Source organism: Frankia sp. RB5 (assembly GCF_059816245.1).
In genome coordinates, this window is sequence record NZ_JCBATA010000060.1 from 24277 (window position 1) to 50608 (window position 26332).

The 26332-nt window shown below is 69.5% G+C and carries 25 protein-coding genes and 2 pseudogenes; 9 read left to right on the top strand and 18 right to left on the bottom strand.

Annotated elements, in window-relative coordinates; all coding sequences use genetic code 11:
• Positions 1-34 precede the first annotated feature (34 nt).
• On the bottom strand, positions 35-859 hold the full coding sequence (locus tag AC6EXY_RS25695; RefSeq protein ID WP_499818319.1) for a transposase: 825 nt from the start codon (positions 857-859) through the stop codon (positions 35-37).
• Between the two features lie 81 nt (positions 860-940).
• Between AC6EXY_RS25695 and AC6EXY_RS25700 the strand changes: the two genes are divergently transcribed.
• On the top strand, positions 941-1354 hold the full coding sequence (locus AC6EXY_RS25700; RefSeq protein ID WP_101836290.1) for a hypothetical protein: 414 nt from the start codon (positions 941-943) through the stop codon (positions 1352-1354).
• Between the two features lie 170 nt (positions 1355-1524).
• Here the strand turns inward: AC6EXY_RS25700 and AC6EXY_RS25705 are convergent, their stop codons facing one another.
• From AC6EXY_RS25705 to AC6EXY_RS25735, 7 genes are all read right to left on the bottom strand, one after another.
• Positions 1525-5670 (bottom strand): amino acid adenylation domain-containing protein, encoded by a 4146-nt coding sequence (locus AC6EXY_RS25705; RefSeq protein ID WP_499818318.1) that lies wholly within the window; start codon positions 5668-5670, stop codon positions 1525-1527.
• 82 nt (positions 5671-5752) lie between these two features.
• Entirely contained in the window at positions 5753-6958 is a 1206-nt protein-coding gene (locus tag AC6EXY_RS25710) for a cytochrome P450 (protein ID WP_101836288.1), read from the bottom strand.
• 1 nt (position 6959) lies between these two features.
• Positions 6960-7181 (bottom strand): MbtH family protein, encoded by a 222-nt coding sequence (locus AC6EXY_RS25715; RefSeq protein WP_101836287.1) that lies wholly within the window; start codon positions 7179-7181, stop codon positions 6960-6962.
• Between the two features lie 14 nt (positions 7182-7195).
• On the bottom strand, positions 7196-7969 hold the full coding sequence (locus tag AC6EXY_RS25720; RefSeq protein ID WP_101836286.1) for a thioesterase II family protein: 774 nt from the start codon (positions 7967-7969) through the stop codon (positions 7196-7198).
• 2 nt (positions 7970-7971) lie between these two features.
• A complete protein-coding gene (locus AC6EXY_RS25725) occupies positions 7972-9786 on the bottom strand; it encodes a non-ribosomal peptide synthetase (RefSeq protein WP_499818317.1) in 1815 nt (604 codons plus the stop codon).
• Positions 9783-11267 carry an aldehyde dehydrogenase family protein gene (locus tag AC6EXY_RS25730; protein ID WP_279354741.1) on the bottom strand — a complete coding sequence of 495 codons (1485 nt, stop codon included), beginning with the start codon at positions 11265-11267 and terminating at the stop codon, positions 9783-9785. The genes AC6EXY_RS25725 and AC6EXY_RS25730 overlap by 4 nt, the downstream gene beginning before the upstream one ends.
• 93 nt (positions 11268-11360) lie before the next feature.
• Positions 11361-12227, bottom strand: a complete 867-nt coding sequence (locus AC6EXY_RS25735; RefSeq protein WP_165818687.1) for an AfsR/SARP family transcriptional regulator — start codon at positions 12225-12227, stop codon at positions 11361-11363.
• 682 nt (positions 12228-12909) lie between these two features.
• Here AC6EXY_RS25735 and AC6EXY_RS25740 point away from each other — a divergent pair.
• Together AC6EXY_RS25740 and AC6EXY_RS25745 are read left to right on the top strand one after the other, a co-directional pair.
• Positions 12910-14514: a tryptophan halogenase family protein gene (locus tag AC6EXY_RS25740; RefSeq protein WP_101836282.1), complete on the top strand. Its 1605-nt coding sequence runs from the start codon at positions 12910-12912 to the stop codon at positions 14512-14514.
• Between the two features lie 184 nt (positions 14515-14698).
• Positions 14699-15190, top strand: a complete 492-nt coding sequence (locus AC6EXY_RS25745) for a flavin reductase family protein (protein WP_499842419.1) — start codon at positions 14699-14701, stop codon at positions 15188-15190.
• Here the strand turns inward: AC6EXY_RS25745 and AC6EXY_RS25750 are convergent.
• From AC6EXY_RS25750 to AC6EXY_RS25765, 4 genes and pseudogenes are all read right to left on the bottom strand, one after another.
• The gene (locus AC6EXY_RS25750) at positions 15084-15956 is read right to left on the bottom strand and encodes a hypothetical protein (RefSeq protein ID WP_243408152.1); all 873 of its coding nucleotides are present in this window, start codon (positions 15954-15956) and stop codon (positions 15084-15086) included. The two genes, AC6EXY_RS25745 and AC6EXY_RS25750, sit on opposite strands and share 107 nt — an antisense overlap.
• On the bottom strand, positions 15953-16372 hold the full coding sequence (locus AC6EXY_RS25755) for a transposase family protein (protein ID WP_243408151.1): 420 nt from the start codon (positions 16370-16372) through the stop codon (positions 15953-15955). The genes AC6EXY_RS25750 and AC6EXY_RS25755 overlap by 4 nt, the downstream gene beginning before the upstream one ends.
• Before the next feature lie 376 nt (positions 16373-16748).
• Positions 16749-17345 carry a dienelactone hydrolase family protein gene (locus AC6EXY_RS25760; RefSeq protein ID WP_101836280.1) on the bottom strand — a complete coding sequence of 199 codons (597 nt, stop codon included), beginning with the start codon at positions 17343-17345 and terminating at the stop codon, positions 16749-16751.
• A 518-nt stretch (positions 17346-17863) separates the two neighbouring features.
• A pseudogene (locus tag AC6EXY_RS25765) lies at positions 17864-18616 on the bottom strand (hypothetical protein); the annotation flags it as partial.
• 689 nt (positions 18617-19305) lie between these two features.
• On the opposite strand from AC6EXY_RS25765, the pseudogene AC6EXY_RS25770 reads away from it, so the two are divergent.
• Positions 19306-19386 (top strand): annotated as a pseudogene (locus AC6EXY_RS25770) (acyl-CoA dehydrogenase family protein); the annotation flags it as partial.
• A gap of 21 nt (positions 19387-19407) precedes the next feature.
• Here AC6EXY_RS25770 and AC6EXY_RS25775 read toward each other — a convergent pair.
• Together AC6EXY_RS25775 and AC6EXY_RS25780 are read right to left on the bottom strand one after the other, a co-directional pair.
• Positions 19408-19716, bottom strand: a complete 309-nt coding sequence (locus tag AC6EXY_RS25775) for a hypothetical protein (protein ID WP_499818316.1) — start codon at positions 19714-19716, stop codon at positions 19408-19410.
• Positions 19717-19825: 109 nt separating this feature from the next.
• On the bottom strand, positions 19826-20149 hold the full coding sequence (locus AC6EXY_RS25780; protein WP_207770351.1) for an antibiotic biosynthesis monooxygenase family protein: 324 nt from the start codon (positions 20147-20149) through the stop codon (positions 19826-19828).
• A 444-nt stretch (positions 20150-20593) separates the two neighbouring features.
• Here AC6EXY_RS25780 and AC6EXY_RS25785 point away from each other — a divergent pair, with 444 nt between their 5' ends.
• Together AC6EXY_RS25785 and AC6EXY_RS25790 are read left to right on the top strand one after the other, a co-directional pair.
• The gene (locus AC6EXY_RS25785) at positions 20594-20791 is read left to right on the top strand and encodes a hypothetical protein (RefSeq protein ID WP_133150708.1); all 198 of its coding nucleotides are present in this window, start codon (positions 20594-20596) and stop codon (positions 20789-20791) included.
• Positions 20792-20887: 96 nt separating this feature from the next.
• Positions 20888-21079, top strand: coding sequence for a transposase (locus AC6EXY_RS25790; protein WP_243407651.1), 192 nt, complete (start codon positions 20888-20890; stop codon positions 21077-21079).
• A 371-nt stretch (positions 21080-21450) separates the two neighbouring features.
• Here the strand turns inward: AC6EXY_RS25790 and AC6EXY_RS25795 are convergent, their stop codons facing one another.
• From AC6EXY_RS25795 to AC6EXY_RS25805, 3 genes are all read right to left on the bottom strand, one after another.
• Positions 21451-21933 carry a DUF6326 family protein gene (locus AC6EXY_RS25795; protein ID WP_243407648.1) on the bottom strand — a complete coding sequence of 161 codons (483 nt, stop codon included), beginning with the start codon at positions 21931-21933 and terminating at the stop codon, positions 21451-21453.
• A gap of 241 nt (positions 21934-22174) precedes the next feature.
• Positions 22175-22831: a response regulator gene (locus AC6EXY_RS25800; RefSeq protein WP_101832524.1), complete on the bottom strand. Its 657-nt coding sequence runs from the start codon at positions 22829-22831 to the stop codon at positions 22175-22177.
• Positions 22828-23970, bottom strand: a complete 1143-nt coding sequence (locus AC6EXY_RS25805; protein ID WP_101832525.1) for a sensor histidine kinase — start codon at positions 23968-23970, stop codon at positions 22828-22830. The genes AC6EXY_RS25800 and AC6EXY_RS25805 overlap by 4 nt, the downstream gene beginning before the upstream one ends.
• A gap of 133 nt (positions 23971-24103) precedes the next feature.
• Here AC6EXY_RS25805 and AC6EXY_RS25810 point away from each other — a divergent pair, with 133 nt between their 5' ends.
• Complete coding sequence (locus AC6EXY_RS25810) at positions 24104-24376, top strand: ATP-binding cassette domain-containing protein (RefSeq protein ID WP_207770352.1); 273 nt, start codon at positions 24104-24106, stop codon at positions 24374-24376.
• On the opposite strand, the gene AC6EXY_RS25815 is transcribed toward AC6EXY_RS25810, so the two are convergent.
• Positions 24275-24706 (bottom strand): transposase, encoded by a 432-nt coding sequence (locus AC6EXY_RS25815; protein WP_341477236.1) that lies wholly within the window; start codon positions 24704-24706, stop codon positions 24275-24277. The genes AC6EXY_RS25810 and AC6EXY_RS25815 overlap by 102 nt on opposite strands.
• On the opposite strand from AC6EXY_RS25815, the gene AC6EXY_RS25820 reads away from it, so the two are divergent.
• Together AC6EXY_RS25820 and AC6EXY_RS25825 are read left to right on the top strand one after the other, a co-directional pair.
• Complete coding sequence (locus tag AC6EXY_RS25820; protein ID WP_101832526.1) at positions 24705-25211, top strand: SRPBCC family protein; 507 nt, start codon at positions 24705-24707, stop codon at positions 25209-25211. The genes AC6EXY_RS25815 and AC6EXY_RS25820 overlap by 2 nt on opposite strands.
• Entirely contained in the window at positions 25199-26047 is an 849-nt protein-coding gene (locus AC6EXY_RS25825; RefSeq protein ID WP_499818315.1) for a helix-turn-helix domain-containing protein, read from the top strand. Before AC6EXY_RS25820 ends, AC6EXY_RS25825 begins: the two co-directional genes overlap by 13 nt.
• The last annotated feature ends 285 nt before the right edge of the window (positions 26048-26332 follow it).

A 26332-nucleotide genomic window follows, 5' to 3' on the forward strand; every position in this document is an offset into this window, starting at 1 on the left:
TTCTTCCCGGACCAGGACACGCCGGCCCACCGCGTTACCGAAGCTGCCGTACCAGATGCAGGGCACCTCGGCGAGAAGGACCGATTCGGGTGCAGCCGTACCGGACAACCGTGGCATTCGCCCAGTCGGCTACCCCCACGGCCACGTCGGCCGGCCTGCCGAGTTTGGCGCCTTTGAGCGCGGGCCGCCCGCACCTGCCGGTGCGCGGTGGCGCCAGGTAGTACAGCGCGGCGTTGGCCGGCAACCGGGTCGTCCACGTGGTCCTGGCCACCAGCAGCGGCCTGCCGTGATAGGCGGCGTCGCCAACTCCGTGCAGGCGACGGCCCGGGAACTCGGCCGCGATCAGCCCCAGCAGCTGCCCGGCCAGCTCGACCGGGCCGGCGGTGCCTTTACCCGCGCACAGCCGGAACAACACCGGCAGGCACACCGGGGCAGTGCAAAACGGAAGCCGGACCACGATCCCGGCCACCACCCACCGATTCCCCCGGGCGATCTTCCGGCCGCCCTGGGCCGCGCCGTCATAGGTCCAGAACGCATGATGTACCTTGCGGCCCCACCGTTTGAACAGCGTGTCGTCGACCACCACCGTGACCGGCGCGTCGTCGTCGAGCAACCGCCGCGCGGCGATCAGCCCTAGTTGGTCGACGTCCCACATCGCGTGGGAGAAGAACCGGCACGCGGCATGAAACGAGATCACGCCGGCCATCCGCGCCCCGGACAGCATCCCCACCACGCTGCGCCGTCCGGTCTGCGCCACCATCCCGGTTGCCAGCACGGTGAACAGCGTGAACGTGCCCCGGCGGCGAAACCCCGGACGGAACATCTCCAGCAACGCGGCCCAGGGCGCCGGCAAGGTCACCGCCGGACCCTATGAAACCGGTCGTCTCCTCGACGTATGCGACACGCCGCACCCGTACGTGACGCGCCCCGGGGACCCATCATGAACGACGTGCCCGACACACCCAGCCCGCGCACCCGCACCGCCGTCACCGAGCGGATCATCGCCCACGTCACCCGCGGCTGGCCGCAGCTCGGCGACCCAGTCGTGCGCTACCGCGGACCGTTCTGCTACGTCAGCGCGGTCCTGCCCGGCCATCGCGACCCCGCACCGATCCTGCGCCTGCGCTGCCAGGGATCCGCCGACCACTGGGCCATCGCGATCTACCTGGCCAGCGACGACCGGTACACCGAGTCCGAACTACCTGCCTCCCTCGGGCCCAAAACCGGCACCCCGGAACAGCGCATCGATCACACCTTCATCCTCTACGCGGGTCCCAGCTCTCAGGACAGCGCTCAGCCCCACCCGACCGCACGACCAAGACCGCGAAACTGCGATACACGGCCTCCAGACTGAACGCTCCTGGCACGAATGCGCCTGCGGCGACTTCCGGCGTCACAGCCAGCTGGGCGCACGGCGATGGTGGCGCTCGCCCGCACTACTCGCGAATGTCACCACCGCCGGTCGACGAGCCCGGGGCCCTCGTTCGCGGACGGCCCCGCGACCCGCCGGCATCATCATCCCCGTCAACGCCTGCCGTTCTCCGGCGCGCTCCTCTCGGCCGGCCGACGCCGCAGCACGGCGTAGTAGCCCGGCAGGCCCAGCGCACCGGCGTCGCTCTCCGGGTCGATGACGTGCAGGTTGACGGCGTCGTCATCGACGAGCTCCCACCGCTCCGCCGGGAAGACGTCGGTCAGCTCCGGGCGGTCGAAGCGCCGGGAGTGCCGGACGCCGGCGGCCTCCAGCGGGCCGACCAGGCCCTCGGCGCGCCCCTTCTTGCCACCGACGAAGCCGAGATAGCCGAAGGAGCCGGCGGAGTAGTCAGGTTCATGGAGGATCAGCACCCCTTCTGATCCCAGCAGCCGGTCGACCACAGTGGCCAGCCTGGCTCGGGCCGCGCCGCGCAGGATGTGGAAGACGCCGCGGACGAAGATGTTGTAAGGGCCCTCGCCCAGCGTCCCCGCCTGTTCGGCGTCCGTCATGTCCAGCGCCCGGTAGTCGGCGTTACGCACCCCGGCACTCGCCGCCTCCGCCGTGGCGTGCTCGATGGCGCTGGCGGCGACGTCGACGCCGGTGACGTGCGGGAAGTGTGCCGCGAGTTCGCGACTGTACCGGCCGTTGCCGCAGCCCAGGTCGATCACCGGCAGGTTGGGGGGGAAATGCCGCCGGGCCTGGCCGAGAAGCCATGCGAACTCCTCGCCGCTGTCCGCGTCCCAGATTACGTCGCCGCCGCGACCGGTGCGCTCGATGCCTGCCCAGTAGCGCTCCCAGGCATCCGCGGTGTCGCGCTCCGCGGCCTGTGCGGGAACGGCGATCTCAGGTGCCCGCTGATCCGTCGCGGAGGACCGCAGCGCGAAGGCGGGCTTCTCCCAGTTCTGCGCCTTCCCCAGGGATTCCAGCAGGCCGCGGAACGCGTCGAACATCTCGTCGATCAGGCCGTCCGGGTACACCGCTGGCAGGAAGTCCCAGTTGAAGGCGAGCCCGTGCGCCCTCTCGAAGATCTGGAAGTCCAGCGACACCTGCGGAGTCTGGGATATCCCGTACACCGGGACGCCCAGTGCCGTCTCCTGATCCTGCGGCGGGTGTCCTACCAGGCTGGTCATCACGACAGGCATCGCGGGCGCGAGTGAGCCGCGGAGCTTCGTGAGCTCTCGCAGCACCCTGACCCCGCTGAAGTAGCGGTGCTCCAGATCGGCCCAGAGGCGGCGTTGGAGATCCTGGGCGCGTCCGACGAAGGTGCCAGCCCGCTGCTCGACGGCGAGCAGCAGGGTGGTGGTGGTGTCCGCGAGCAGCTGGTTGACCTGGGGGTGCAGCGGAAGTCGGTTGAACAGCGGGAAGTTCACGGTGAAGCGTGGCTGTCCGCTCCAGGCGCCGAGCACCTCGGCGAACGCGGCGGCGAGGATGCCGGAGGGGGTCACCTCGCGCGCGTGGCCGAGCGCCTGGATTCGGCTCCAGAGCTCGGCGTCCACCTGGTGGTTACGCCGTTCGAAGCGGACCGGCAGAGCCGGCGCGTCGGCGGGACGTCCGGGAAGGGCGGGGGCGGGAGGCAGCGTCGCGAGCCGATCGCGCCAGTACCACTCGGAGCGGAGGTAGAGCTCACTGTCACCCAGAGAGTCGTTGATCGCAGTCACATAGTCACGGAAAGTGAGTGTGAGGGTCTCTCGGGTGGCGTCGGGATCGGCATAGAAGGCCGCCAAGTCGGGGACGAGCACCTGGAAGTAGCTCCAGGCATCGGCGATCAGGAAGTCCAGCGACAGGTGAATCCGGGCGCGGCGGCCGCCCGCCGCGCCCGGCGGCAGCAGGGTGATCCGTACGTCGAACAGCGGCCAGCGCGCTGCGTCCAGCACCTGGTGGGAGAGGCGATCGCGCAGCGCGCCCAGTTCCTCCTCCAGCCGAGGACCATCGAGCGTGCGCAGATCCCGTACGGGAATGTCGTAGGCCGGTATCTCCTGGAGCACCTGCTGGGTGCCATCGGGCAGGATCACCGTACGGAGTGCGTCATGGCGCTCCACCAGACGCAGCCAGGCCCGCTCGAAGCGGGCAACATCCAGGTCCGGGCTCTGCCACTCGAAGTACCCGTGACAGCCGACGTTGCCCAGCTCGACCAGCCCGCCGCGGCCGATCCACAGCGCCTGCTGGCTCTCGGTCAGCGGGAAGGGTTCGAAACGCCGATCCGGGTCGGGAACGATCGCGGGCAGCCCGCCGAAGTCGCCTCGCCTGCCGACCCGTTCAGCGGTGATCAGCTCAGCGAGTTCGGCGACGGTCGGGCGACGGGAGAGGTCGGAGAGGCTGAGCTCGACAGCATAGCTGTGGCGGATCGCGTCGATCAGCTGGAACGCCAGCAGCGAATGCCCGCCGATCTCGAAGAAGTTGTCGTGGATGCCGATGCTCTGGGTGCGGAAGGCCGTGGCCCACAGGCGGGCCAGGCCGTCCTCCACCTCGGTGCGGGGCGCCGCGTAGCCGGCATCGGTACCCTCACGCCCCTCGGGCGGGGCGGGCAGCCGCCTGCGGTCCACCTTGCCGTTGGGCAGTCGCGGCAGCTCGGGGAGAACGACGACGGCGCTGGGCACCATGTAGTAGGGCAGTCCGCTGGCCACCTCGGCACGGACCGTACCAGCGTCCAGGTCGGCGTCGGGGGCGGGCGAGACATAGGCGACCAGCCGTTTGTCGTTCGGGCCGCGCTCATGCGCGACGACCACGGCCTCGACGACACCGGTGAGCCGGGCGATGTGCGTCTCGACCTCGCCCAGTTCGACGCGGAAGCCGCGGATCTTCACCTGCGAGTCGGCCCGGCCGAGTATCTCGACGGCTCCGTCGTCACGCCTCCGGGCAAGGTCACCGGTGTCGTAGAGAATCGGCTCCGGCTCCTCCGGCAGCGGGTTGGGCCGGAACGCGGCCGCGGTCAGCTCGGGGTGCCCGTGGTATCCGGCGGCGAGTCCCGCCCCTGCCACGTGGAGCCGCCCGACCTCACCAAGCGGCACCGGTCGGTCGGCGTCGTCGAGCAGATAGACCCGGAGGTTGGCGATGGGCCGACCGACCGGGACGGGGCGGGTGCGCTGTATCTCCTCCGGAGTGGCTTGGCTGGTGTAGTCGATGCCGGCGCCGAGGTCGAGACACGACAGCACATTGGTCGTCTCGGTGGTTCCGTACGTCATCACTACTTGGAACGAGGTGTCCACCGGCGGCCAGCTGTTCACGCGCTCGGCGGTGGTGACCATGATCCGCAGCGCGGCGTCGTCGGGCCACTCCAGGCCCCAGACCGGCTCGGCGAGGGCGGCGACCAGCATGGTGTGGCTGATCTTCTGGTCGACGAGCCAGTCTCGGATCTGCTGCGGGGTCTGGGCCTGGCCCGCCTCGGGGATGTGCACGGCGGCGCCGAGAGGCAGATACGGCAGCCACTCCATGATCTGGACCGCGAAGCCGGGGGTCGACATCCACGATGCCCGGTCTCCAGGGCGCACCCCGTAGGCGCGTTCGGTCCAGTGGACCAGGTTGGTGATGGCGCCGTGGCGTTCGAGCACCGCCTTGGGTGTGCCGGTGGAGCCGGAGGTGTAGATGAGATGGCTGACCGTGTCCTTGTCCGTGGGCGTTCCTGTTGGTGTGGCCGGCAGACCCCGGCCGGCGGTAGCCACCTCCGCCCGGGGCAGGCCGACGGGCGTCCGCGCGGTCAGCTCCTCCGGTACGAGCAGCAGCAGCGGGGCGGCGTCCTCGATCATGATGGCGAGGCGGTCGTCGGGGTTGACGGGATCGAGGGCGACGATCGCCGCGCCGGTCTTGAGAATTGCCAGGGAGCCCAGCACATAGTCGGCGGAGCGCGGATAGCATAGACCGACGCGCTGGCCGGGACCGGCGCCACGCGAGATCAGGTAGTGAGCCAGGCGATTGGTTTCGACCTCGAGTTCGGCGAAGGTCAGCGAACGGCCGCCCTGTACCAGGGCCGGGGCGTGCGGGGTACGGACGGCCTGGGCGGCGAGCAACTCCGGGTAGCCGGTGTCGGGGAAGGCCGCCTCCGTCCGGTTCCCGTCGACGAGGAGCCGCCGGCGCTCGGCCGCGGTGAGCGGCCGTGCCAGGGCGTCGGCCTCCGGCGATGTCCCCCGTAGGTCCTGGTGGTGGCTCTGTCCGTGGGTAGCCCCAGCTTCCGACCGCAGTTCCGGAGCGAGCTCAGTGGACACAACAGCACCCTTTCTGCTGGAAGTTCGGCGCGGGTGTCACGGCGGTTCCGTGTTCCGGCCCGGGTCGACGCCGCGCCGGCGGTCAGCGGTGCGCGCGCGGCAGTACCCTCACCGGGAGGCTCCTGATCCCCCAGGTGAAGTTGGACGAGTTGAAGAGGGCGGGGCCGGTCTGCTCGAAGCCGTCCACCCGGGCCAGCAGCTCGGTGAGGAGGGCACCGAGCTCGAAACGGGCCAGCCGGGCGCCCAGGCAGAGATGGCGGCCGTGACCGAAGGCGACATGTCGGTTGGGTGCCCTGTCAACCAGGAATCGGTCCGGCTCGGCGAAGATCTCCTCGTCCCGGTTCGCCGACACGTTCCACAAGGTCACCCGGTCACCCTCGGCGACGGGAACTCCCGCGATCTCGGTGTCGCGGGTGGCGGTGCGCAGCGCATGCACGCCGGGGGTGGTCCAGCGCAGGATCTCCTCGACCGCGGAGGTGGTTCCCGAGGGGCCGCGGTGACGCAGCAGGTCCCACTGGTCGGGGTGCCGGGCGAACATGTGTACCGCGCCGGCGGAGGAATAGCGCGTGGTCTCGTTCGCGCCAGAGAGTACACCGTTGCAGTTGAAGACGATCTCCTCGTCGGTCAGCGGCCGGTGTTGTTCGCCGCCCCTCTCGCTCACCTCCGTGTCATGGGCGATCTCGCTGATCAGGTCGTCGCCCGGGCGAGCGCGACGCTGCCGGAGGAGCTCGATGAAGTAGAGGAAGATCTCCGAGTGCGCACTACTCCGTGTCGCCTCGTCCGGAGAGTCGAAGGCGTCGGTGGTGAGGTCCCCAATCCAGGCCCAGTCGGCGTGCGGAATACCCATCAGGGCGCACACCACCCGGTTGGGCAACGCCTTGGCGATGTCGATGAAGTCCAGCTCGCCCTGCTCGACCGCCTCCTCGGCCAGGTCGGCCACCACATGCTCGACCAGCTTCTCGAGCCGGGGCATGCGGTCCGGGCCGAAGGCCTGGGCCAGGGCGCGTTTGAGATCGGTGTGGTGGGGGGCGTCGGAGACGATCAGCATCCGCTGGGATACCGCCGCGACGGCGGCGGGATCGCTGCCGAGGCGCATGCCCCGAGCGGAGCTGAAGGTGTCGCTGTCGGCGTAGGTCCGTACGATGTCGCGGTGCCGGCTGAGCACCCAGAAGCCGGTGCCGCCGGGCTCGGGATGCCAGTGAACCGGGGAGTTGGCCCGCAGCCAGGCGAAGGTGGGCCAGAAGTCGTTACGCCCGAAGGGGCCGGGGTCGAGCAGATCGATCCGCATGTCAGGTTTCCTGCCGTCGTCGCAGGCTCAGCGGGCGGGTGTCGGCCCAGTGCGCGTCGACATGGGCGATGCACTCGTCCTCGGTGCCCGAGAAGCCGGCCGGTACCCAGCTCCTAGGTGCGGGCAGTCCCTCCGGGAAGAGGGCGTACTGCTCCTCCTGATTGATCAGGACCTGGTAGCGCTGCTCGTGTTCGGTGGTGGTGGCCGCGCCGGTGGCGGGCATGACGTCCTCCTGGCTCAGGCGTTGCGGGGCGGATCGGGGCGACCGGATCCCACGGGAGCGAATCCCACGAGGAGATCGGTGAGAAGTCCGAATAGCGGTTCAGGGCGGCGCATCACCGCGTGGTGTCCGCCGTCGGTCCAGTGGCGGCGGAAGACGGCGGTGGTCGTCTCCGCCCAGCCGGCCAGCTGGTCGGAGGTGACCGTCTCGTCGCCAGTCGCCCCCCAGGCGTGGACGGGAATGGGCAGGAGCGCACCCGGGGTGTGGGCGTAGCTGAGTGAGAGCCGGGCGTCGCGGCGAAGTACTTCGAGCATCAGCTCCCGGGTCTCCGTGTCGAGCAGTGCGCGGTCCGTGGCGTCGGTATCGAAGAGCTTGTCGAGCTCGTCCTCGTCGTCGACGATGCCGCGCCCGGCTCCGTCCCAGTAACGGGGCGGCCGGCAGGCGCTCACCACCAGGGCCAGCGGGGTGACCCGGCGGGCTAGTTCATAGGCGATGAGGCCGCCGAAGCTGTGACCGAAGAGCACCAACGGCCGGCCGGGTCGCAGCCGTTCCACCAGCTCGCGCGCGATGACCTCGACCGCCTCCTCGAAGGTCGGCGGCATGGCCTCGCGCCAGCGGTTCTCACGGCCGGGGAGTTGCACGCCCAGTACCTGCGCGACGCCGGAGAACGGTTCCTGCCACGCACGGAACTGGTGGCAACCGGCGCCGGCCGGCGGCAGGCACAGCAGCACCGGCAGGCCGTCGTCGACATGGTTCCCGGCCCGCCAGCCGACGATCCAGGAGCCGCCCATGCTCACGCTTCTCTGCTCTGGCGCGTGGCCATCCGGTCGAGTTCCGCGGCGAACGCCTCCGCCGTCGGATTGGCCAGCAGCTGCGACAGAGTGACCCGCAGGCCGGTCCGCTGCCGAAGTTCGGCGACCGCACGGGCGGCCAGCAAGGAATGCCCGCCCAGGTCGAAGAAGTCGGCTCGGACGTCCACCACGTCGCGTCCGAGCAGCTCGGTCCACAGGGCCAGCAGCTCACGTTCCCGCAGGGTGGTGCGGCGGACACCCGCAACGGGGCCGTCGTCCGCCGCGAGCAGCTCGGCCGCGGCCATCCCCACCCCTGTCGCCGCGGAGACTCCCGCCGTGGCCAGGCCACGGGCCAGCGCCGCCCGGTCGGCCTTGCCCGTGGCCAGGGTGGGGAGCGTGTGCACCACATGGACCGTCTGCGGTACCGCGGCGTCGGGCAGCAGAGCGGCGCAGCGGTCCTCGACCCTGGCCACCACTAGACCCGCGTCGGCTCCGTCCGCGGTCACGACGGCGAGGCCCAGGGCGTCACCCGAGGGAACCAGGTAGCAGACCGCGGCCACCACCTCGGGCAGTTCGCTCGCGATCCGCTCCACCTCGCCCAGTTCCACTCGGTGGCCGCGGATCTTCACCTGATCGTCACGGCGGCCGCGGTACTCCAGTTCGCCGTTCGTACCCAAGCGGACCATGTCGCCGGTCCGGTACATACGCGCCCCGTAACCCGCGAACAGGTCGGGTACGAAACGGGCCGCGGTCAGGCCCGGTTGACCGCGGTAGCCACGGGCGACCGCCGGGCCACCGACGTAGAGCTCGCCCTGGGCGCCTGACGGCACCGGACGCAGGGAGTCGTCCAGGACATAGGCGCGATATCCCGGCAGAGGACGGCCGATGCCCCGCACATCGTCGCCCCGCGCGCTGTCCGCCCAGGTGGCGGCGATGGTCGTCTCCGTCGGTCCGTAGACGTTAAGGAAGCGGCGCCCGGCCACGAACCGGTCGGCCAGGGTGGGTGGGCATGGTTCGCCGGCCACCACGACGACTTCGGCGTCGCCGAGTGCGTCTCCGTGGGCGGCCAGCAGCGACGGGGTGAGCGAAGCGGTGCGCAGTCCGGCGGGGAGGATCTCGCCACCGCCGGCGGCAGCCTCGCGCAGCCCCTCGAGAGACAGATCGACCAAGGCGACGCCCTGCCCGTGGACCAGGTAGAGCAGCGAGCACCACAGCCAGCCGTCGAAGGCCGGGGAGACCGCGTTGAGGCCCAGCCCGCCCGCGGTGAGCCCGATCCCCGCTATGGCGTCGACGAACGTGTCCAGGCCGCGGTAGGTGACCTCGACCCCCTTGGGGCGACCGGTGGTTCCGGAGGTGTAGACGAGATAGGCGCAGGCGTCCGGCGCGGCGTCGGTCTCGGGCAGCAGCGTGAAGGCCGCGCCGTCGGCCTGTTCAGGGTGGACGGTGCGCACCCCGGTGAGGTCGAGCCCCTCCGGCATCCGTCCGGCGATGAGCACGGTGGCGTCGGCGTCCCGCAGAATGTAGCGCAGTCGCTCGACCGGATGCCCGGTGTCCAGGGGCACGGCGACGGCACCGATCCGCCAGACCGCGAGCAGAGCGGGCAGGCTCTCCCGGGACCGGCCGAGCAGCAGACCGACAGCCTCGTCCCGCCCGACGCCCACGGCGGCGAGAGCGGAGGCGAACCGCACCGCATGGGCCGCGAGTCCGGCGTAGGTCAAGACGCCGTCCGGTGCGCTCACCGCCGTCTCCTGGGGCCGCTCGCGCGCCCAGCGGTCCACGACCTCGAGCACGCTCGGCCGCCGCGACGGTCCAGTCATCGTTCGTCCCTCTCCGCGGGCCGGTCAGGGGTGGCTGTCTCCAGCCCCTTCAGCCGCGGGCCGACGGTCTGCCCGGTCGATGGCCGGGGCAGCTGCAGTGACTTGGTCTCCAGGAAGCCGTCCAGCCCAGCGGTCCCGCACTCGCGCCCGATCCCGGACTGCTTGAAACCCCCGAAGGGGGCCGCGGGGTTGAACGGTCCGCCGTTGATGTCAACCAGCCCGGTGCGAAAGCGCCGGGCGACCCGCTCAGCCCGCGCGCCGTCGCCGGACCAGACCGCGCCGTGCAGCCCGTAGCGCGTGTCATTGACGATCCGTATCGCTTCGTCCTCACTGTCGTACGGCATGATGCACAGCACCGGGCCGAAGATCTCCTCCTGGCCGAGCGCGGACCGGGGATCGACATCGGCGAAGATCGTGGGCCGCACGTAGTACCCGACGTCCAGCCCCACGGGCTGGTCCGGGCCGCCGCGCACCAGCCGGGCGCCGCCCGCGACCCCGCGCCGGATGTGCGTGTTGACCCGTCCGCGTGCGGCCGCCGAGACCAGGGGACCCAGGTCCGTCGCCGGGTCGCGAGGGTCCCCCACCACATAGCCGGACATCGCCTCGTCCGCGACGCCCACCGCTTCGTCTTGGCGGTCGCGGGGCACGAGCAGCCGACCCCACTGTAGGCAGGCCTGGCCGGAGTTGAAGAGCGCCTGGTCGACCGTGGCCCGCACCGCGGCGTCGAGGTCGGCGTCGTCGAGCACCAGGCTGGCGTTCTTGCCGCCGAGCTCGAGATGGACGCGCTTGATGTGCTCCGCGCCGAGGGCGAGCACGTGACGCCCGGCCCGGGTCGACCCGGTCAGCGAGACCAGGTCGACGTCGGGGTGCACGGAGAGCGCCGCACCGACCACCTCGCCGGTTCCGACGACCATGTTGAACACCCCTGGCGGAAGGTCGGCCTCGGCCATCACCTCGGCGAGCAGCCGAGCGTGCAGCGGAGTGACCTCGCTGGGCTTGTGAATGACGGTGCAGCCCGCGGCCAGGGCGGGCAGCACCTTCTGCACGGTCAGCAGCAGCGGCACGTTCCAGGGGGTGATGCACGCAGCCACACCGGACGGTTCGCGCATCACCAGCGAATGCCCCACGCGCTGCTCGAACGCATAGGCCTCCAGCACCTCGGCACAGTGGGCAGCCATGCCCAACGCCAGTCCGACCTGGGTGGCGCGCGACACCTGGACCGGCGTCCCCACCTCGGCGGTGATGAGCTCGGCGAAGCGAGCAGCCCGGCTCTCCAGCCCGGCGATCATCCTGCGGAGCACGGCAGCCCGTTGCGGTGCGGGTGTCGTCGACCAGCCAGGGAAGGCCTGGGCCGCGGCGCGTGCAGCCCGGTCCGCGTCCCCCGCGGTGCCCGCGGGGACCGTCGCGAGTACCTCCTCCGTGCTGGGGTCGGTCACCTCCAGGCCTTCGGTGGCGTCGGAGAGGACCCAACGGCCACCGATCCACTGATCGCCGTGATGCGGTGGCCGACCAAGTTCCCCCCCTGGCCCACCGGGCTGGTGCGGTGTGGTCAATACGGTCATGTCGAGTCCTCGCTAACTGGCGATCGTGGCGGGGAGGGAAAGGTGCGGGCGGGGACGCACCATGCTCGGCCCGTCCGGCGACGCCGGTGCTTCGGCGCGCGACAGCAGGGAGTGCAGCAGCCGCTCGGTCTCGCGGGCGGGCTCCACGGCGAGCTCGGTACGCAGGCGGCGGGCGCACAGTTCGTACCAGCTACGGACGCACCCGAGTTCACCCCTGCTGCCATGCGCGGCCATCAGGGCCCGGTAGCTCTCCTCATGGTGCCGGTCGATCTCCAGCGTCCGCCGGCAGATGTCGATCAGGTCGGCGAAGCCCTGCCGGCCCATTGCATCGGCTCGGAGGGCCGCCAGGGCTCTCAGGGCCAACGACTTGAGGTACTCACGCTGTTCGACGATCCAGTCGGCGGTCTCGCCTTGGAGGAAATCACCGCGGTAGAGCTCGAGTGCGGCACGCAGCCGGGCGCGGGCCACCTCGCCGTCCTCTCCGGACACCCGGAGGCCGGCGTACACCAACTCCTCGAACTCGTCGACATCCGCCCACAGGTCCGCGATCTGCAGCGCATACCCGAAGTCACGGGAGACCAGCTGGATCCCGGAGTCTCCGGGGTGGTCCGGATGGGCGCCCACGACACGGCGCAGCGCATGTACGGCGACCTTGAGCGAGCTGCGACCCGCGGGCCACGGGGAATCAGGCCACAGAGCTTCGTACAGCCGGTCCTTGGTGAGAGTCTGTCCCAAGCGGAGGGCGAGGTACTGAAACAGGTTTCGCGCTTTCCCGGCCCGCCATCGCTCGACCGGGCTGCCCTTGATGAACAAAGAGAAGTCCCCCAGGAAGCGGACTTCCACCGCATGCCGCACACCATCGTTCACCACCGCGGTCATGGCTTCCTCCTGGTTCCCGTCCGGTCCGGCGACGCGCCCGTCCTCGCGCCCGCGCCGGAACGCCCGCTGATTCGCCATGGAAGAGCATCTGGCAGCCGTCTATCAGGGTTCTATACAGGCGTAAGTATTCGGTGATGCTGCGGGGCGGCTCGTTCCGTCCTGTGGCGGGTGGCGGCTGTGGCGGGTGTTGGGATGGCCAGCCGCAGCCCCCGGCCTGCACCCGGCCCCGCCCGTAAGGTCCTCGCCACCCTGGACCGGGAATGGGACGGACTGGCCCGCCACCGCGACTTCCCCGACCTCGCCCTGGACAACAACCCCGGAAAGGGCGCTGAGAACCCCGGTCGTCGGCCGGAGAAATTACTACGGCGCGCAAGCCGCATCGACCGCGCACCTGGCTGCCCGGGTCTGGACGATCATCGCCACCGCCGAACGCAACGGCCACGAGCCCCTGGCCCACCTCACCGCCTGCCTGAACGCCTGCGCCCAGACCGGAGGCGCACCCCACCACCCGAGGGCACCGCACTCGAACAGTTCCTCATCTGGCAGCCCACCCACGAAGACACCACCGGCGACAGGCCCCCGCCTTTACATACAGGCTTTGTAGGTCCGGCATAGGGGCGTTGCCCACACTGTTCCGGACGGTCGTTCCTCCCGCTCCGCCGACCAGAAACGAGGCCTGCGCATGACTGCCAACCCCGACAACCGGATCCAGAAGGTCGTCATTCTGGGCGGAGGCACAGCCGGCTGGATGACGGCCGCCTATCTGGGCAAGGCTCTTCAGGGCACCGTCGGTATCACGGTGCTCGAGGCACCGACTATTCCCCGAATCGGGGTCGGCGAGGCCACCGTGCCCAACCTCCAGCGCTCCTTCTTCGACTTCCTCGGCATCAGCGAGGACGACTGGATGCGCGAGTGCAATGCCAGCTTCAAGATGGCCGTCCGCTTCGTGAACTGGCGGACCGAGGGCCCCGCACAGGCCACGGCGCGTGAGCTGCGGAACGGTGGGCCAGATCACTTCTACCACCCGTTCGGGCTGCTCCCGGACTACGGCCAGACGCCGCTGTCCCACTTCTGGTTCAAGCGCAAATACGAGGGAAGAACCACCGAGCCATTCGACTATGCCTGCTTCCGCGAACCGCCGGTGATGGACGCCCTCAAGGCACCCCGTTGGCTGGACGGCCGCCCGGCGACCCGCTATGCCTGGCATTTCGACGCACAGCTGGTGGCAGATTTCCTGCGCCGCTTCGCCACCGAGAAGCAGGGCGTGCACCACGTACAGGACGCGATGGTACGCGTCGAGCAGGACGACCACGGATACGTGACAGCCCTGCGTACCAAGGGCGGCCTTACCCTGGAGGCCGATCTGTTCGTGGACTGCTCCGGCTTCCGCGGACTGCTGATCAACCAGGCGCTGGAGGAGCCCTTCATCGACATGGGCGACCACCTGCTGTGTGACAGCGCGGTGGCCACTGCCGTCCCGCACGACGACAAAAGATACGGCATCGAGCCGTACACCTCGGCAATCGCGATGTCCTCCGGCTGGACCTGGAAGATCCCGATGCTGGGCCGCTTCGGCACCGGCTACGTGTACTCCAGCAAGTTCACCGACCAGGAATCCGCCACCCAGGAATTCTGCAACCTCTGGGACCTCGACCCCGAGCAGGCGAAGTTCAACCACATCCGTTTCCGGGTCGGCCGCAATCGCCGGGCATGGGTGAAGAACGTAGTCGGCATCGGACTCTCCTCCTGCTTCCTGGAGCCCTTGGAGTCGACGGGCATCTACTTCATCACCGCAGCGATCTACCAGCTCGCCAAGCACTTCCCGGACCGGAACTTCAGCCAGGGCCTGATAGACAGCTTCAACCACGAGATCGAGCTGATGTTCGACGACACGCGCGATTTCATCCAGGCACACTTCTACTATGCGCCGCGGAACGACACACCCTTCTGGCAGGCCAACAAGAACCTGAGACTGCCGGAGAACATCCAGAAGAAGATCTCCGCCTACCGGGCCGGACTTCCGATCAACTCGCCGATCACGGACGAGAGCACCTACTACGGGAACTTCGAGGCCGAGTTCCGCAACTTCTGGACCAACGGCAGCTACTACTGCATCTTCTCCGGCCTCGGCCTGCACCCGGACGCGCCGCTGCCCGCTCTCGCCCACCAACCGGAATCCGTCGCCGGCGCGGAACCGCTCTTCGAGACCGTCAAGCGCCAGCAGCAGAACCTTCTGGAGACCCTGCCCAGCGCCTACGACTACCTACGACAGCTGCACGGTGCCTGATCCGGTGCGGGCCGGCGGCACCCATCCCCCGATACGACGGCCAGCCCGCACCATGTCCGCTCCTCAGGAGTCCGAGATGAACCAATCCACGCCCCTGCCCTCCGCCTCCTGCCCACCGGATGCCGACGCATCCGGGACCACTCCCTCCCAGACCGCCGCGCCCGAGGTGGATCTGCGCAGCCTAATGGCCGGATTCCCCACCGGCGTCGGCGTGCTCACCACACTCGGTTCCGACGGGCTCCCGCGCGGGATGACCTGCAGCTCCCTCTGTAGCATCGCGCTCCGTCCGGCCACCCTGCTGGTCTGTCTGCGGACCGTCGGACCCACCCTCTCGGCGGCGCTCGAGCGGGGCGGCTTCGCGCTGAACCTGCTGCACGAGCAGGCCGGTCGGGTATCCGAGCTCTTCGCTTCCGGCGCACATGACCGGTTCGACCACGTCGACTGGCGACTGCCTCTGGGCGCCCACGGTCCGCATCTGACCGCAGATGTCCACGCCACCGCTGACTGTCTGATCGATCACACCGTGGCGGTCGGCGACCACACCGTGATCTTCGGAACGGTGCACCAGGTCACCATCCGCGAAGACGCCGCGGAACCACTGCTGTACGGGCGTCGACGCTACGCCCGCTGGTCAGACGCGGCAGCCGTGCCCGCCCACAGGGCGATGTCGGGATGACCCAGGGTGCCGTCAAAGTCTCTTTTCGCTGATCAGGGCGATGATCTGGAGGACGCGTTCGGGTTGGCGGGCGGTGGATCGCATGGCTTTGGCGATGCTCTTGTGGCCGGTGAGGCGTAGCGCGCTGATGGCGGTGTCGCGGGCGATGGCCCAGTCCAGGGGGCGTTGCCGGTGCGGGCGGTGTGGCGGGCCTCGTCGAGGACCCGGTCGCGGACGTGGTGGACGGCCTCGACGGTCCAGTGCCCGCGGGCGCGGGCAGCGAGGTCGCGGGGGTGGGCCTGCTCGGCGGCAGGCTGGTGACCAGGTAGAACACCTCCTCGGAGTAGGCCGGCTTCGACGTGACGGTCTTCTTGCGTCGGGTACGTCGGCGTAGTTCGACGACCTGTTTCGTGCCCCAGAAACCGACGAGCCTCGGCGTGGTGACGGTCAGGACCTTCAACGAGCGGACCTCGACCCGGCCGTGGGCCTTCTCGGTGATCGTGACCAGGTCCGGGGCCTGCTCCCAGGGCAGCCGGGTGAGGTTCGCGTGGACGGTGGGCTGGTTCAGCTTGATCACGAGGAGCCAGTGGCCGCTCCTGGCGCGGATCTTCCGGGCGAGGCGTTCGTGGGGGTGGAGCGAGTCCGCGGTGACGAGCACGTCGGTCGCATCGAGCCGGCCAGCCAGCGCCTCGACCGCGGCGATCTCGTCGCCGCCGACGACCCGCTGGTGGCCGGCGGCGACACCGGTGTTGTGCCAGACCGCCTCGACCACCGCCTCCTGGATCATCGTGCCCGTCTCCGTGAACGACCGGGCGCCCCTGAGCGTCTTGCCTCGAAGGCCAGCCCCCGAAGCCCCGGCGCCGTGTCGTCCCCGGCCCGGGCGATCCAGCCCGAGAGCGCCTCGTCCAGCCCGGCCGGGTCGCAGCCGGCGACCAGGCGGCGGATCGTGCGCTCGGACGGGACCCCGCGGGTCAGCCCGAACCCGGCCAGCGATTCCGCCGGCAGGTCCGCTGCCCACTCCCAGACCGCGGTGAATGTCTGCTGACCAGCCAGAACACCGGTGAACCACAGCGCCAGCACCGACGCTGGCCCATAGCGACGCCCCCGCGCCCGCCGCCGATCCGGCACCGCGCCCAGCACCTCGAGCAGCGCTGCGGCCTGTTCGACGGCCCGGCCCGCAAGCAGGGCGCGGATAGGCGACACTGAAGCACGGACGCGGCCCCACTCTTGGACGATCATGGTGTAGGAAGCTCGATCATCCCATGGGCGCCGCGTCCGCCTGTTGTCGTCCCGTTCCGCCCCGCCACCTATAGCCGCTACCAGCCCGTGATGCCAGCCGACACGCCGATCACGACTCTGTCGCAGCCCTGGGGATGACCGGGGGAAGCACTCCTCGGCCCGGGCATCGAGATGCTTCGCCGGCACCGATACCTGGGATTTCGAGGATATGCGTACCCCGAGCTGCCTGAGGAAACGGGCCGGGGGTAGGATCGACGCCGCGCCTCAGGCCGCCTCATCGGCCGACAGGACCGGAAGCCACCTTGGACGCGACCGGGGGGAGGCCGCCGTACGAGGTCGCTCAGCCGACCCTGTCGATCCGCTCCAGGTATGCCAGTATGCGCTCGGTGATCAGCTCGGTGGCCTCCTTGTCATATTCGTCGGGCAGGCTCGGGTCGGTGAAAAGATGCCCGGAAACGTCGTACTCGAAGAAGTCGTACCCGGCGCCCGAAGCGCGGACGGCGGCGCCGAACGCATCGAGGGCGTCCTCGTGGCGGAACGGGTCCTCGACGGCGTAGTGCACCTGAACCGGCACGGTAACAGGCCACTCGGACGCTCCGAACGCCGCCAGCGGAGCCGCCGCGTGCATCAGCACCGCCCCCCGTGCGCCCGGACGGGTCGCCGCCAGCAGTTCCGCGGACAGGCCGCCGTTGGAGAACCCGACGTAGACGAGCTCCCGGGACATCCCCGCGACCGCCGCCTGGGTGCGGTTCACAAGCTCCGGGACACCGCCGATCGACTCGATCCACTGAAAAGCGGACGGGTAGTCGTCGAAGACCTTTCCGTTGTACAAATCAGGGACATGGACTACGTGTCCGGCGAAACGCATGCGCTCGCTGACCTCTGTCACACCACTCCGCACGCCCAACACGGAGTGAAACACAACGATCTCTGCCATGGGAACTTTCTACCAGCTCGCCCTGCCTGCACGTGAGCACACCCTCACGGCTCCGCCGCATTTGGCATAGAAGCAAGTGGCCGGCGCTCCGAGCAGCCCCGTCGACGAGGTCGCCGCAGTCGTACGGGACCAACCGGTCCCGATACAGCTCGGACCGGGTTGATGTTGGTTTAGGCGCCCGGGGGAGAGATTTGGGCAGCGAACGTCGCCGCCGCTGCCTCGGTCGCGGGATCGAGCACGACCGCGCCGATCGGCCACACGGGCGCATACAACCCGTTCGTCTCCTGCGTTGGCCCCCAACGAGAAGCCCAGGGGCCAGTCGATGCTCGGCTGGTTCGGCGCGCTGACTGTAGCGGTCAGCTGGCTTGGGCCAACGGACGCGACCCGAGCCGGTTCACCTCCCGCACCTGGTCGACAGCGTTAGCCGGGTCCTGACCCGCGTCTGCCGAATCGAGTGGGCCATGGTCGCTTGCTGGAAGGTCGGCCTCGACAGCGTGTTCTTCCAGTGTCCGGTGTGCGTCGGCACGTAGCTGCACCACGAGACTCCGCGCCCGTTTCGAGCCGACTTTCAGGCGCTGCCGGAGAACCTCGGCGGAGATCGGCCGATGGTGCTGCTCCCAGTAGAGGGTGTCCTCCGCCGTGCACGCTGCAGCAGGACACCGTCCGTGACGGCCCGCAGATTCTGGTCAGTCCTGCGCTGTGCGGGCACAGATGACAGCCCGTCAGCGGCACCCTCACCGTCGCAGTGTGGCCGTTCCACTCCTGCAGCCGCCGATGTCGAGGGTCCTCTCCCCAGTCCCGGCGCCATAGCCGGATCCTGGACGCCCCCGTTGTCCAGGCCGCCGATTTCCTCGAGTGCCGCCGCGTCCACCGCTGCACTGGGCCGTTCTGCCATCGTGTCCGGCTCGGCCCGTCCGAGTTCGTGCATGGCTTGCAGGAGGTGGTCCGACGTGGGCCCAGCCGATGAGGAGCCAGCATCCGACGCTGTCGAACGCGGCCTTGCCGTACTCCGCGGTGATGATCGGTTCGGAGACGTTCAACGCGAGGGTGACCATGCTGGCGAACACCAGCAGCCTTCGAGCTGGACGCAGCTGCTCAGGACGGGCTCCGTGCGCGGACAGGTGCCGGATCCCGAGGAGCAGGCCGACCACCGACAGGTCCACCGACGGCGCGACCAGTGGAGCCACATAGGCGGGTACCCCGAGCCGTAGCGCCAGCAGCCATACGTTGCCGAAGGCGAACAGGAAGCTCAGGCCGACAACCCCGCCCATGATCACGGTCACCCCGCGAGCTGCCGCTCCCGGCTCTGCCGCCGACGGAAGTGCACCCGTCGTAGCCCGGCTTTCGGTATGATCGGAAACGTGCTCGCCGACCGGTGTGTTCATCGGTCGTACCCCCGCTGACCTGCGAGGACGAGGTCATCGGAGAGGGTGACCGGTGGTGGGGTAATGGTTCGAGTCCCCCCTCGGACACTCATCCCACGCCAGCCGGCGCCGACTCGACGCGCAGGATCTCCGGCACCGAACACGAACCTGATCTCCTGCCTGCGCCGCCGTCCGCGATATGTCGTATCACCTGGCCACCGACCGGATCGTCAAGGCCGAGCAGTACGCCAAAGCCGGCATCACCTAACTACTTGGCGAGTTGAGCAGCCCGCCGCCGGCGTCCCCGTCACCCACACCCACGTCCTCGACCCGACAAGCGGAACCTACCGGCCCCTTTGACGTCTTCACCGGCGTCATCGACGCGGCCGCCCCCTTCCCCGTCCGCATCGACCTCACCCGGCTCTGACGGCGTTCGCCGCGTCGGCCCTCCTGCCGGCCCCGGCGAGGTGCACGACGGATCGGGCACGCGGGCTCCGCGGTTCCCTCCACGCCGCTGTGGACAGGGCGTGGCTACGCGCAACCGCCATCACCAGCAGACCGACATCACCGCAGCTCACGACACGTGTCGATCATTGCAGACGAAGGCCATGCAGATCTTCGAGGGCACCAATCAGATCCAGCGGATGGTCATCGCCCGCCACCTCGCCCGCCCCTGACAAGGCAGGTGTTTTCGCAGGTCAGAGGCCAAGATCGGGGGCTGATAACGGCTCGGTCGGCGGAGTCGGGGTGTCCGGCTGGGAGCGGCTGGGTCCATCGGTGTCCGGGGGTCTGTGGCTGAGTGGTGGCTGAGTTCGGGAAGCCTCGACGGTCACCGATGGCCTCTCCGTGCCATTGGTCGCGGCCAGGGCGGCGTCGATGCGCTGTTTGGCGATCGTGTCCTGACCGACGATGCAGCGGGCGTAGACGAGGAGCAGGACGCGCACCGAGTGGCCTGCCCACGCGGCTGCCTGGGTGACGGGGACGCCGGCGTTCAGCCAGCCCGACACCGCGGCGTGCCGCAGGTCGTAGGGCCGCGGGCCAGCGGTGATGCCTGCTCGGCCGGCGACAGGGCCTCCTTGCGGGCCTCCCGCCACACCTGCAGGTAGCGGGTCGCCTTCACCGCGTTCCCGCGTCCAGAAATTCGGCCGCCACCTCATACCAGCCGCCGTGCACGGTGGCATAGCTGGTCGCGGTGGCTGCCGACGCGGTGAAGCTGGGATTCGCCAGCGCCTCGTCCCGGGCTTCGATGCTGTCCCAGTGCGCCACATTGACCAGGCCGAACCGGGACTCCGGAAACAGTCTGCGGTGCAGCCGCGCATCTCGGAAACCGGGGGCGGCGTGGATGAGTCCGACACGCTCCCGCCAGCGTGCGATGGACTCCTCGATCCGGTCCTCGGGCAGTTCCCACGCGTCGATCAGGGTGATTCCGTTATCAGTCACCGCACCATCGTGAAACCTCAACCACACTTCAGGTCAAGATGATCCGGTCACGCTACCCGGCGAGCGACGCAACTATGTCCAGGACCCGCCTGCGCATGGTGGGGCTCCTTCGCCACCGGCGGACCATCACCCGATCCCTGATTGCCGACCACTGACCCTTGGAATCGATCATTTAGCCGACGTGGCACGGGGTTGGCTGGTGGCCGGCGTACTTGCGTCCGAGCCTGCGCTGTGTGCAACGCGGGTACGGACCCGGGGTCAGCCTCACTCACGAAAAGACGCTGGTGAGAAGCCTGATCCTGCGCGAGCACGATGGGTACCATCCCTGGCTTGCACACACTAGCCCCGTGTTTCCCACGTGCGTGCGGTGGGCCTGTCGCGTGATGTTTTGGTTGTTCCGTGTCGGGCCTGCCGGGTCCTGGAGTGGCGGGCCTGGAACGGTTCGTGGCTGTGACGGCCGTGGTGGATTACGGGCCGCCGAGCGTCGAGAAGATGCTCGGCGCGCTGCCGGTCGTCCGTGACTTCCTACGCCGGCTGGATGTCTCCCAGGTGCACTGGGACATGACGGTGCGCCACGAAGCGCTGAGTGACCGTGCGGGGGTGGAAGGACCCCGCCGCCTGGCTGTCGCAGCAGCCGGGTAGAAGCTGAGGGCAGTCTGATCCGGGAGGCGCCGGGGAGGGCAGGAAGCAGCCCTGACAACGACGGGCGACGTCAGCCGGTTCCCCAGCCCGGCACATCTGGCCAGCTGGGCGGGGCTGACCCCGCGTCACCGCGAGTCCGACACCACCGTGCACCGCGGCCACATCACCAAGCAGGGCTCCACCCTGGTCCGCTGGGCCGCCATCGAGGCGCCGGGGCACGAACATCGGCAAGGTGGCCGCGGCCCGCAAGCTGCTCACGCTGGTCTACTGCGCGCTGCGCGACGGTGAGGTCCGCGCGCTGCGCCCGACGGCGTGAGCGGTCCGCTCCCGGTCGGCGGCGTGGCCGTGCAGGTCATGACTCCCACCCCGGTGACGTGGTCGTTGTTCTGATTGACCCCCGCCGACCGCGGTCGCAACGCTCCATGCCCCAGTGGCGAAGGGATGACTGGCAGCCGAACCTGCCACCGGCACGGACACGGAAATGGAGACGAAACCCGCACCAACCCCCACCCGAGAGGAACCGCATTCCCGAACCAGAAAGATCAGGAGTCGAGCGGCCTGACGGCCGCGCTCAACCCCGCGCCGATTCCCCGGTCACCCGGCCCACACCGCGGCACCGAGGCAGATGGCTCCGAACAGGACGGGGACCGTTCTTGGGTTCACGCTTGCTGCTGGGCGCGAACGGTTTCACGGTCCGGGCTGGTCGCCGACGGTGCGGTGCGGGGCCAGGTCCAGGCGTACCGCACGATGAGGGCGAGTAGGATCAGTTCCAGTACGATGCCAAGGCCGTAGAAGTACAGCCAGGACTCGCCCACCGCGTTGAATGCCGTGACGGGAACGTAGAGCGAGGCCACGATGAGGTTCGTGATGCGGGTCGCCCGGGCGGGCAGCGTCATCGACAGCACGACCATGATGATCGGGATGGCCACTAGGGTCAGCGCCGTGGTCGAAAAGGTCTGGGAGAGGTCGAACTCGAAGACCTTGCCGTCGAGGATGTCTTCGATGACGCCGGGCGTGAAGAAGTTAAGAATGTCCACGTAGGCGTACAGGAACATGAAGCTGGTCCACGCCGCGGCGAGCTTGGCTCTGACCGGGATCGGCTGGTCTTCCAGTGTGGTGGTGGGTTGACGCGTTCTCATCATGGGCTCCGTCGTCGGTGAGGATCGGTACGTCCACGATCGCTGAGCCCGGCGGCGGGCACACCGGCCCGGAGGCCGGAGTTCGCCTGGCCGATGAGATGGTCTCTCTCTCGTGCTTTCGGCTGACCCCCCGCTGCCGCGCTGTCCCTACACTGGACAGAAGGTGACGAAGGCGCTGCGCTCGTTGTGGGCCTCGGTCGCCCCCGGCCGGGACCAGTCGTCGTGCATGTACGTCAGGTTCGGTTCAGTGCCCCACCCGGCCGGTGTCGTAGGCCCACATCGCGATCTCGACCCTGTTCCGGGCGCCGATCTTGGCCAGCAGGCTCGCGACGTGGGTCTTGGCGGTCGTCAAGCTGATGAACAGCTCGGCGGCGATCTCCGCGTTCGTGCGGCCGACAGCGACCAGTTTCAGCACCTCCTCCTCGCGTTGGGTGAGCGGCTCGATCGGTTGGGTACGGCGTTTCGATGAGGCCCCCGCGGCAAGGGTCGCTAGCAGCCTGCGGGTGATGTTCGGCGCGATCAGGGCATCGCCGACGGCGGCGGCATGGACAGCCTGCACCAGCAACTCTGGCCCGGCATCCTTGAGGAGAAATCCTCGGGCTCCGGCCCGAAGCGCGCCGTGGACGTACTCGTCCAGGTCGAACGTCGTGATCACCACCACCGCGATGGGGTCCGCGACGCCCCGCCCTGCGAGGAGCTCGGTCACCTCGATGCCGTCCAGCCCGGGCATCCGAATGTCGACCAGGCACACGTCGGGGCGGAGCCGATGCGCCAGCTCGACGGCGGCGTTGCCGTCGGCGGCTTGGCCGACGACCTCGATGTCGGGCTGGGCGTCAAGGATCATCGACAGGCCGGTGCGCACCAGATCCTGGTCGTCTGCCACCAGCACGCGCGTCGTCATAGGGGCAACTCCATCGGCAACTCGGCGTCGACCGCCCACCCGCCCTCGGGCGCCGGCCCAGCGCGTAGCGTGCCGCCGAGCAGCTGCACGCGCTCGGTCATCCCCAGCAGCCCGAAACCGTGGGTCGCTGGCCGCGCCGGGTCGATCTGGCCGTCGTCGGTCACGCGGAGCCGCAGCCTTCCTGCGCCCTCGACGACCCTGATCTCCACACGCGAGGCGTTTCGGGCGTGCCGCAGCGCGTTGGTCAGCGCCTCCTGCGCCATCCGGTACACGGCGGCGTCGACCTGGGGCCGAAGTCCGGCCAGATCACCCGCCAACTCCACGTCGACGACGGGGTCCGGTTCGCGGCGGGCGAGGAACACCAGGTCGGCGACGCCGGGCTGGGGATCGTACTCCGCCGGCGCTCCGTCACGCAGCACCCGGACCATCGCTCGCATCTCCGCCAGCGTCCGCGACGCTTCCCCCTCGATGATCGCAAGCGCCTCGAGCGCCGCTTCAGGTCGCTTCGCGGCCATCGTCATGCCAGCCTGCGCTTGCAGAGTGATCGCCGAGACGTGGTGGGCGACCGAGTCGTGCAGCTCGCGCGCGAGACCGACGCGCTCCTGGCTGCGGACCTGGTCGAGCGCCCGGCGCCGACTCTCGGCGCGGTAGCGGAACGCCGCTCCGCCCGCCGCCGCCGCCGCCAGGACCGCCAACCCGCCGAAGAGCTCGGCTGGCCCGGTGTAGTCGGTCGCAAAGCTGAACACCGCGGCGACCGCAACCACCAGCAGCCCGATCACGATCTGACGCCCTGAGCCCCAGCGGACCAGCGAATAGACGAGCACCAGGATGTAGATCATCGTGTCTAGGCCCACGCCTGGGGTCCCGCCCAGCCAGCTCGCCAGTCCTAACGCCATCCCGGTGCCGAAGCCCACCACGACGCAGACCAACGGGTGAGTACGCCGCCATAGCAGCACCGGCGCAAGTCCGACCGTCACGATCGTCATGACCGGCCGCCAGGTGACCTCCTCTCGGAGGGTTCCTTCGAGCAACGCCGCCACCATCACCACGCCGACCAGCACCCGGTCGAGCCACACCCGTTCGGGCGCGTCCGCGGCGCGGGGCTCGTCCCAGAGCGAGCGCAGGCCGGTAGTGAACACACACCCAGCCTAGAGACAACCCAGGCGTCGGAGACCCACCGAAAGAACGAGACGCCGCTCCCCCCAATGACAGAGGCGGGTCCGGCCTCGACGCCGATGTGCCGGAAGGCCGGTCGCGGCGAGGCTTCCGGTCATGATCACTGTTGACCACCTGACCAAGAGCTATCGCGGCGTGACCGCCGTCAACGACGTCTCGTTCACCGCCCGACCGGGCCGCGTGACTGGCTTCCTCGACCCCAACGGGCCCGGCAAGTCGACAACCATGCGGATCATGGTCGGCCTGAGCCCCAGGGCGCCGTCAAAGTCAGGTTGCGCTGATCAGGTTGATGATCTGGAGGACGCGTTCGGGTCTGCGGGCGGTGGCTCGCATGGCCTGGGTGATGCTCTGGTGGCCCGTCAGGCGTAGCGCGTTGATCGCGGTGTCGCGGGCGATGGCCCAGGCGAGAGCGGCGTTGCCGGTGCGGACGGCGTGGCGGTCCTCGTCGAGCACGCGGTCGCGGACGTGGTGGACGGCCTCGACCGTCCAGTGCCCACGAGCCCGAGCGGCGAGGTGGCGGGGGTGGGCCTGTTCGGCGGGCAGGCTGGTGACCAGGTAGAACTGAGGTGAGCCCCGTTTGTTCTTACACTCCCCACTTGAACGACAAGCTGGGACGCGAACTCGGGTCGAGGGCTGCGCGAGGGTATGTACTGGCAGGTGTCTGCCTCGGGCGGGCATGGCCCGTGATGCTTGTGGCATGACGAAAAAGAGTGTTCCGATCACTGTCTTCGCCCATACGACGTCCAGCCCCGCGCACACCTACCGGGTCATCGTGCCGATCGATCTCGCTCAGGTGTTCAAGCCGTGGGGGCCGTTTCCCGGTGTGGCGGAGGTGCGCGGCCAGACCGGTACGTGGGACCGGCCGGGGACCTCGCGCCAGACCTGGTTCACCGACGGCTCAAAGGCCGACGAGCGGCTCGCCGAGGTCGTGGAGGGGCACGGGTTCGCCTATGAGCTGAGCGGGTTCACCAACGTGCTAGCCAAGCTGGTCTCCGGGGTGCGTGGCGAGTGGTCGTTCCTGCCCGACGGCACCGGTACGTCGATCCGGTGGACCTACGATTTCCGGCCGCTGCCTGGCCGCCGCTGGGTCGTCGCGGGGCCGTTCAAGCTGCTCTGGACCCGGTACATGCGTGCCGCGCTCGCCCGGATGGTGACCGTGGTGCAGGAAACGCCCGGTGGCACCATGGAGGAGTGCGCGACCTGAGCTTCGGGGCCTTGCTGCGCGGCTGGCGTGACCGCCTCGACCCGGCCGACGCCGGCTACGCCCGGTCGGCCCGCCGCCGCGCTCCCGGGCTGCGCCGTGAGGAGCTCGCCGAGCTCGCCGGCCTGTCCGTCGAGTACGTGCTGCGCTTGGAGCAGGGCCGGGCCACCCACCCGTCCGCGCAGGTGGTCTCGGCCATCGCCCGCGCGCTGCGGCTCACCGCGGCCGAACGCGACCAGCTCTTCCGCGCCGCCGGCCTGCTCGCCCCGCGTGACCACACCGTCGGCACCCACGTGCCGCCGAGTATCCGCCGCCTCGTCGACCGCCTCAGTGACCTCCCGATCGGCGTGTTCGCCGCCGACTGGAGCCTGCTGTGGTGGAACGACATGTGGACGGCTCTGCACGGCGACCCGGCCGGCCTGCCACCCGCCGAACGCAACCTCGCCCGCGCCCTCTTCGGCACGGGAGAGGGTCGCTGGCACCTGCGCCCCGTCTCATCGGCGGCCGGACCGTACGCGTTCGAGACCGCGATCGTCGCGGACCTGCGCGAAGCGGTCGCGCGCTACCCCGCCGACCCGGACCTGGCCGCGCTCGTGGACGGGTTGCGCACGGTCTCGCCGTTCTTCGGTGAACTGTGGGCCGTGGCGGGCATGGAGCAGCTGACCGGGGACCTGAAGACGATCAGACATCCCGAGCTGGGTGAGGTCACCCTGGACTGCGACGTGCTGACCGTGCCCGGCGTCGACCTGCGCATCGTCACCTACACGGCAGCCCCGGGGACCCGCGGCGCCGACCAACTCGATCTCATGCGCGCGTCCCGGCTCAGCGAAGCCCGCTGACAATCGGGGCGCTGAGGAACTCATTCGGCATCTGACTGTCCACCACCAACATCCTGTGCGGACGTGATCGACGACCGCTCCCCACGCCTGGTGCGACGCCTGCCCCGAGCTCGGCGTCCGCCACAAACGCACTCGAAGTCAAATGGGCAGCACGGAACGTAACTGGTCAGGTCTCGTAGATCGTTTGTTTTTCGTTCCCCGGCCGGCTGGGACGTTTTGATGGCTTGGCAGTCCTGGGGTGTTGGTGTGGCGTGGTTGATCGGCCCGTAGGGTCCGGGTGTGTCC

Excerpts from the sequence above, each read along its gene's own strand:
- AC6EXY_RS25700 (WP_101836290.1), top strand. The coding sequence starts at position 941 with ATGAACGACGTGCCCGACACACCCAGCCCGCGCACCCGCACCGCCGTC.
- AC6EXY_RS25710 (WP_101836288.1), bottom strand. The coding sequence starts at position 6,958 with ATGCGGATCGATCTGCTCGACCCCGGCCCCTTCGGGCGTAACGACTTC.
- AC6EXY_RS25715 (WP_101836287.1), bottom strand. The coding sequence starts at position 7,181 with ATGCCCGCCACCGGCGCGGCCACCACCACCGAACACGAGCAGCGCTAC.
- AC6EXY_RS25720 (WP_101836286.1), bottom strand. The coding sequence starts at position 7,969 with ATGGGCGGCTCCTGGATCGTCGGCTGGCGGGCCGGGAACCATGTCGAC.
- AC6EXY_RS25725 (WP_499818317.1), bottom strand. The coding sequence starts at position 9,786 with ATGACTGGACCGTCGCGGCGGCCGAGCGTGCTCGAGGTCGTGGACCGC.
- AC6EXY_RS25735 (WP_165818687.1), bottom strand. The coding sequence starts at position 12,227 with ATGACCGCGGTGGTGAACGATGGTGTGCGGCATGCGGTGGAAGTCCGC.
- AC6EXY_RS25740 (WP_101836282.1), top strand. The coding sequence starts at position 12,910 with ATGACTGCCAACCCCGACAACCGGATCCAGAAGGTCGTCATTCTGGGC.
- AC6EXY_RS25745 (WP_499842419.1), top strand. The coding sequence starts at position 14,699 with ATGGCCGGATTCCCCACCGGCGTCGGCGTGCTCACCACACTCGGTTCC.
- AC6EXY_RS25750 (WP_243408152.1), bottom strand. The coding sequence starts at position 15,956 with ATGATCCAGGAGGCGGTGGTCGAGGCGGTCTGGCACAACACCGGTGTC.
- AC6EXY_RS25760 (WP_101836280.1), bottom strand. The coding sequence starts at position 17,345 with ATGGCAGAGATCGTTGTGTTTCACTCCGTGTTGGGCGTGCGGAGTGGT.
- AC6EXY_RS25795 (WP_243407648.1), bottom strand. The coding sequence starts at position 21,933 with ATGATGAGAACGCGTCAACCCACCACCACACTGGAAGACCAGCCGATC.
- AC6EXY_RS25800 (WP_101832524.1), bottom strand. The coding sequence starts at position 22,831 with ATGACGACGCGCGTGCTGGTGGCAGACGACCAGGATCTGGTGCGCACC.
- AC6EXY_RS25810 (WP_207770352.1), top strand. The coding sequence starts at position 24,104 with ATGATCACTGTTGACCACCTGACCAAGAGCTATCGCGGCGTGACCGCC.
- AC6EXY_RS25820 (WP_101832526.1), top strand. The coding sequence starts at position 24,705 with ATGACGAAAAAGAGTGTTCCGATCACTGTCTTCGCCCATACGACGTCC.
- AC6EXY_RS25815 (WP_341477236.1), bottom strand. The coding sequence starts at position 24,706 with ATGCCACAAGCATCACGGGCCATGCCCGCCCGAGGCAGACACCTGCCA.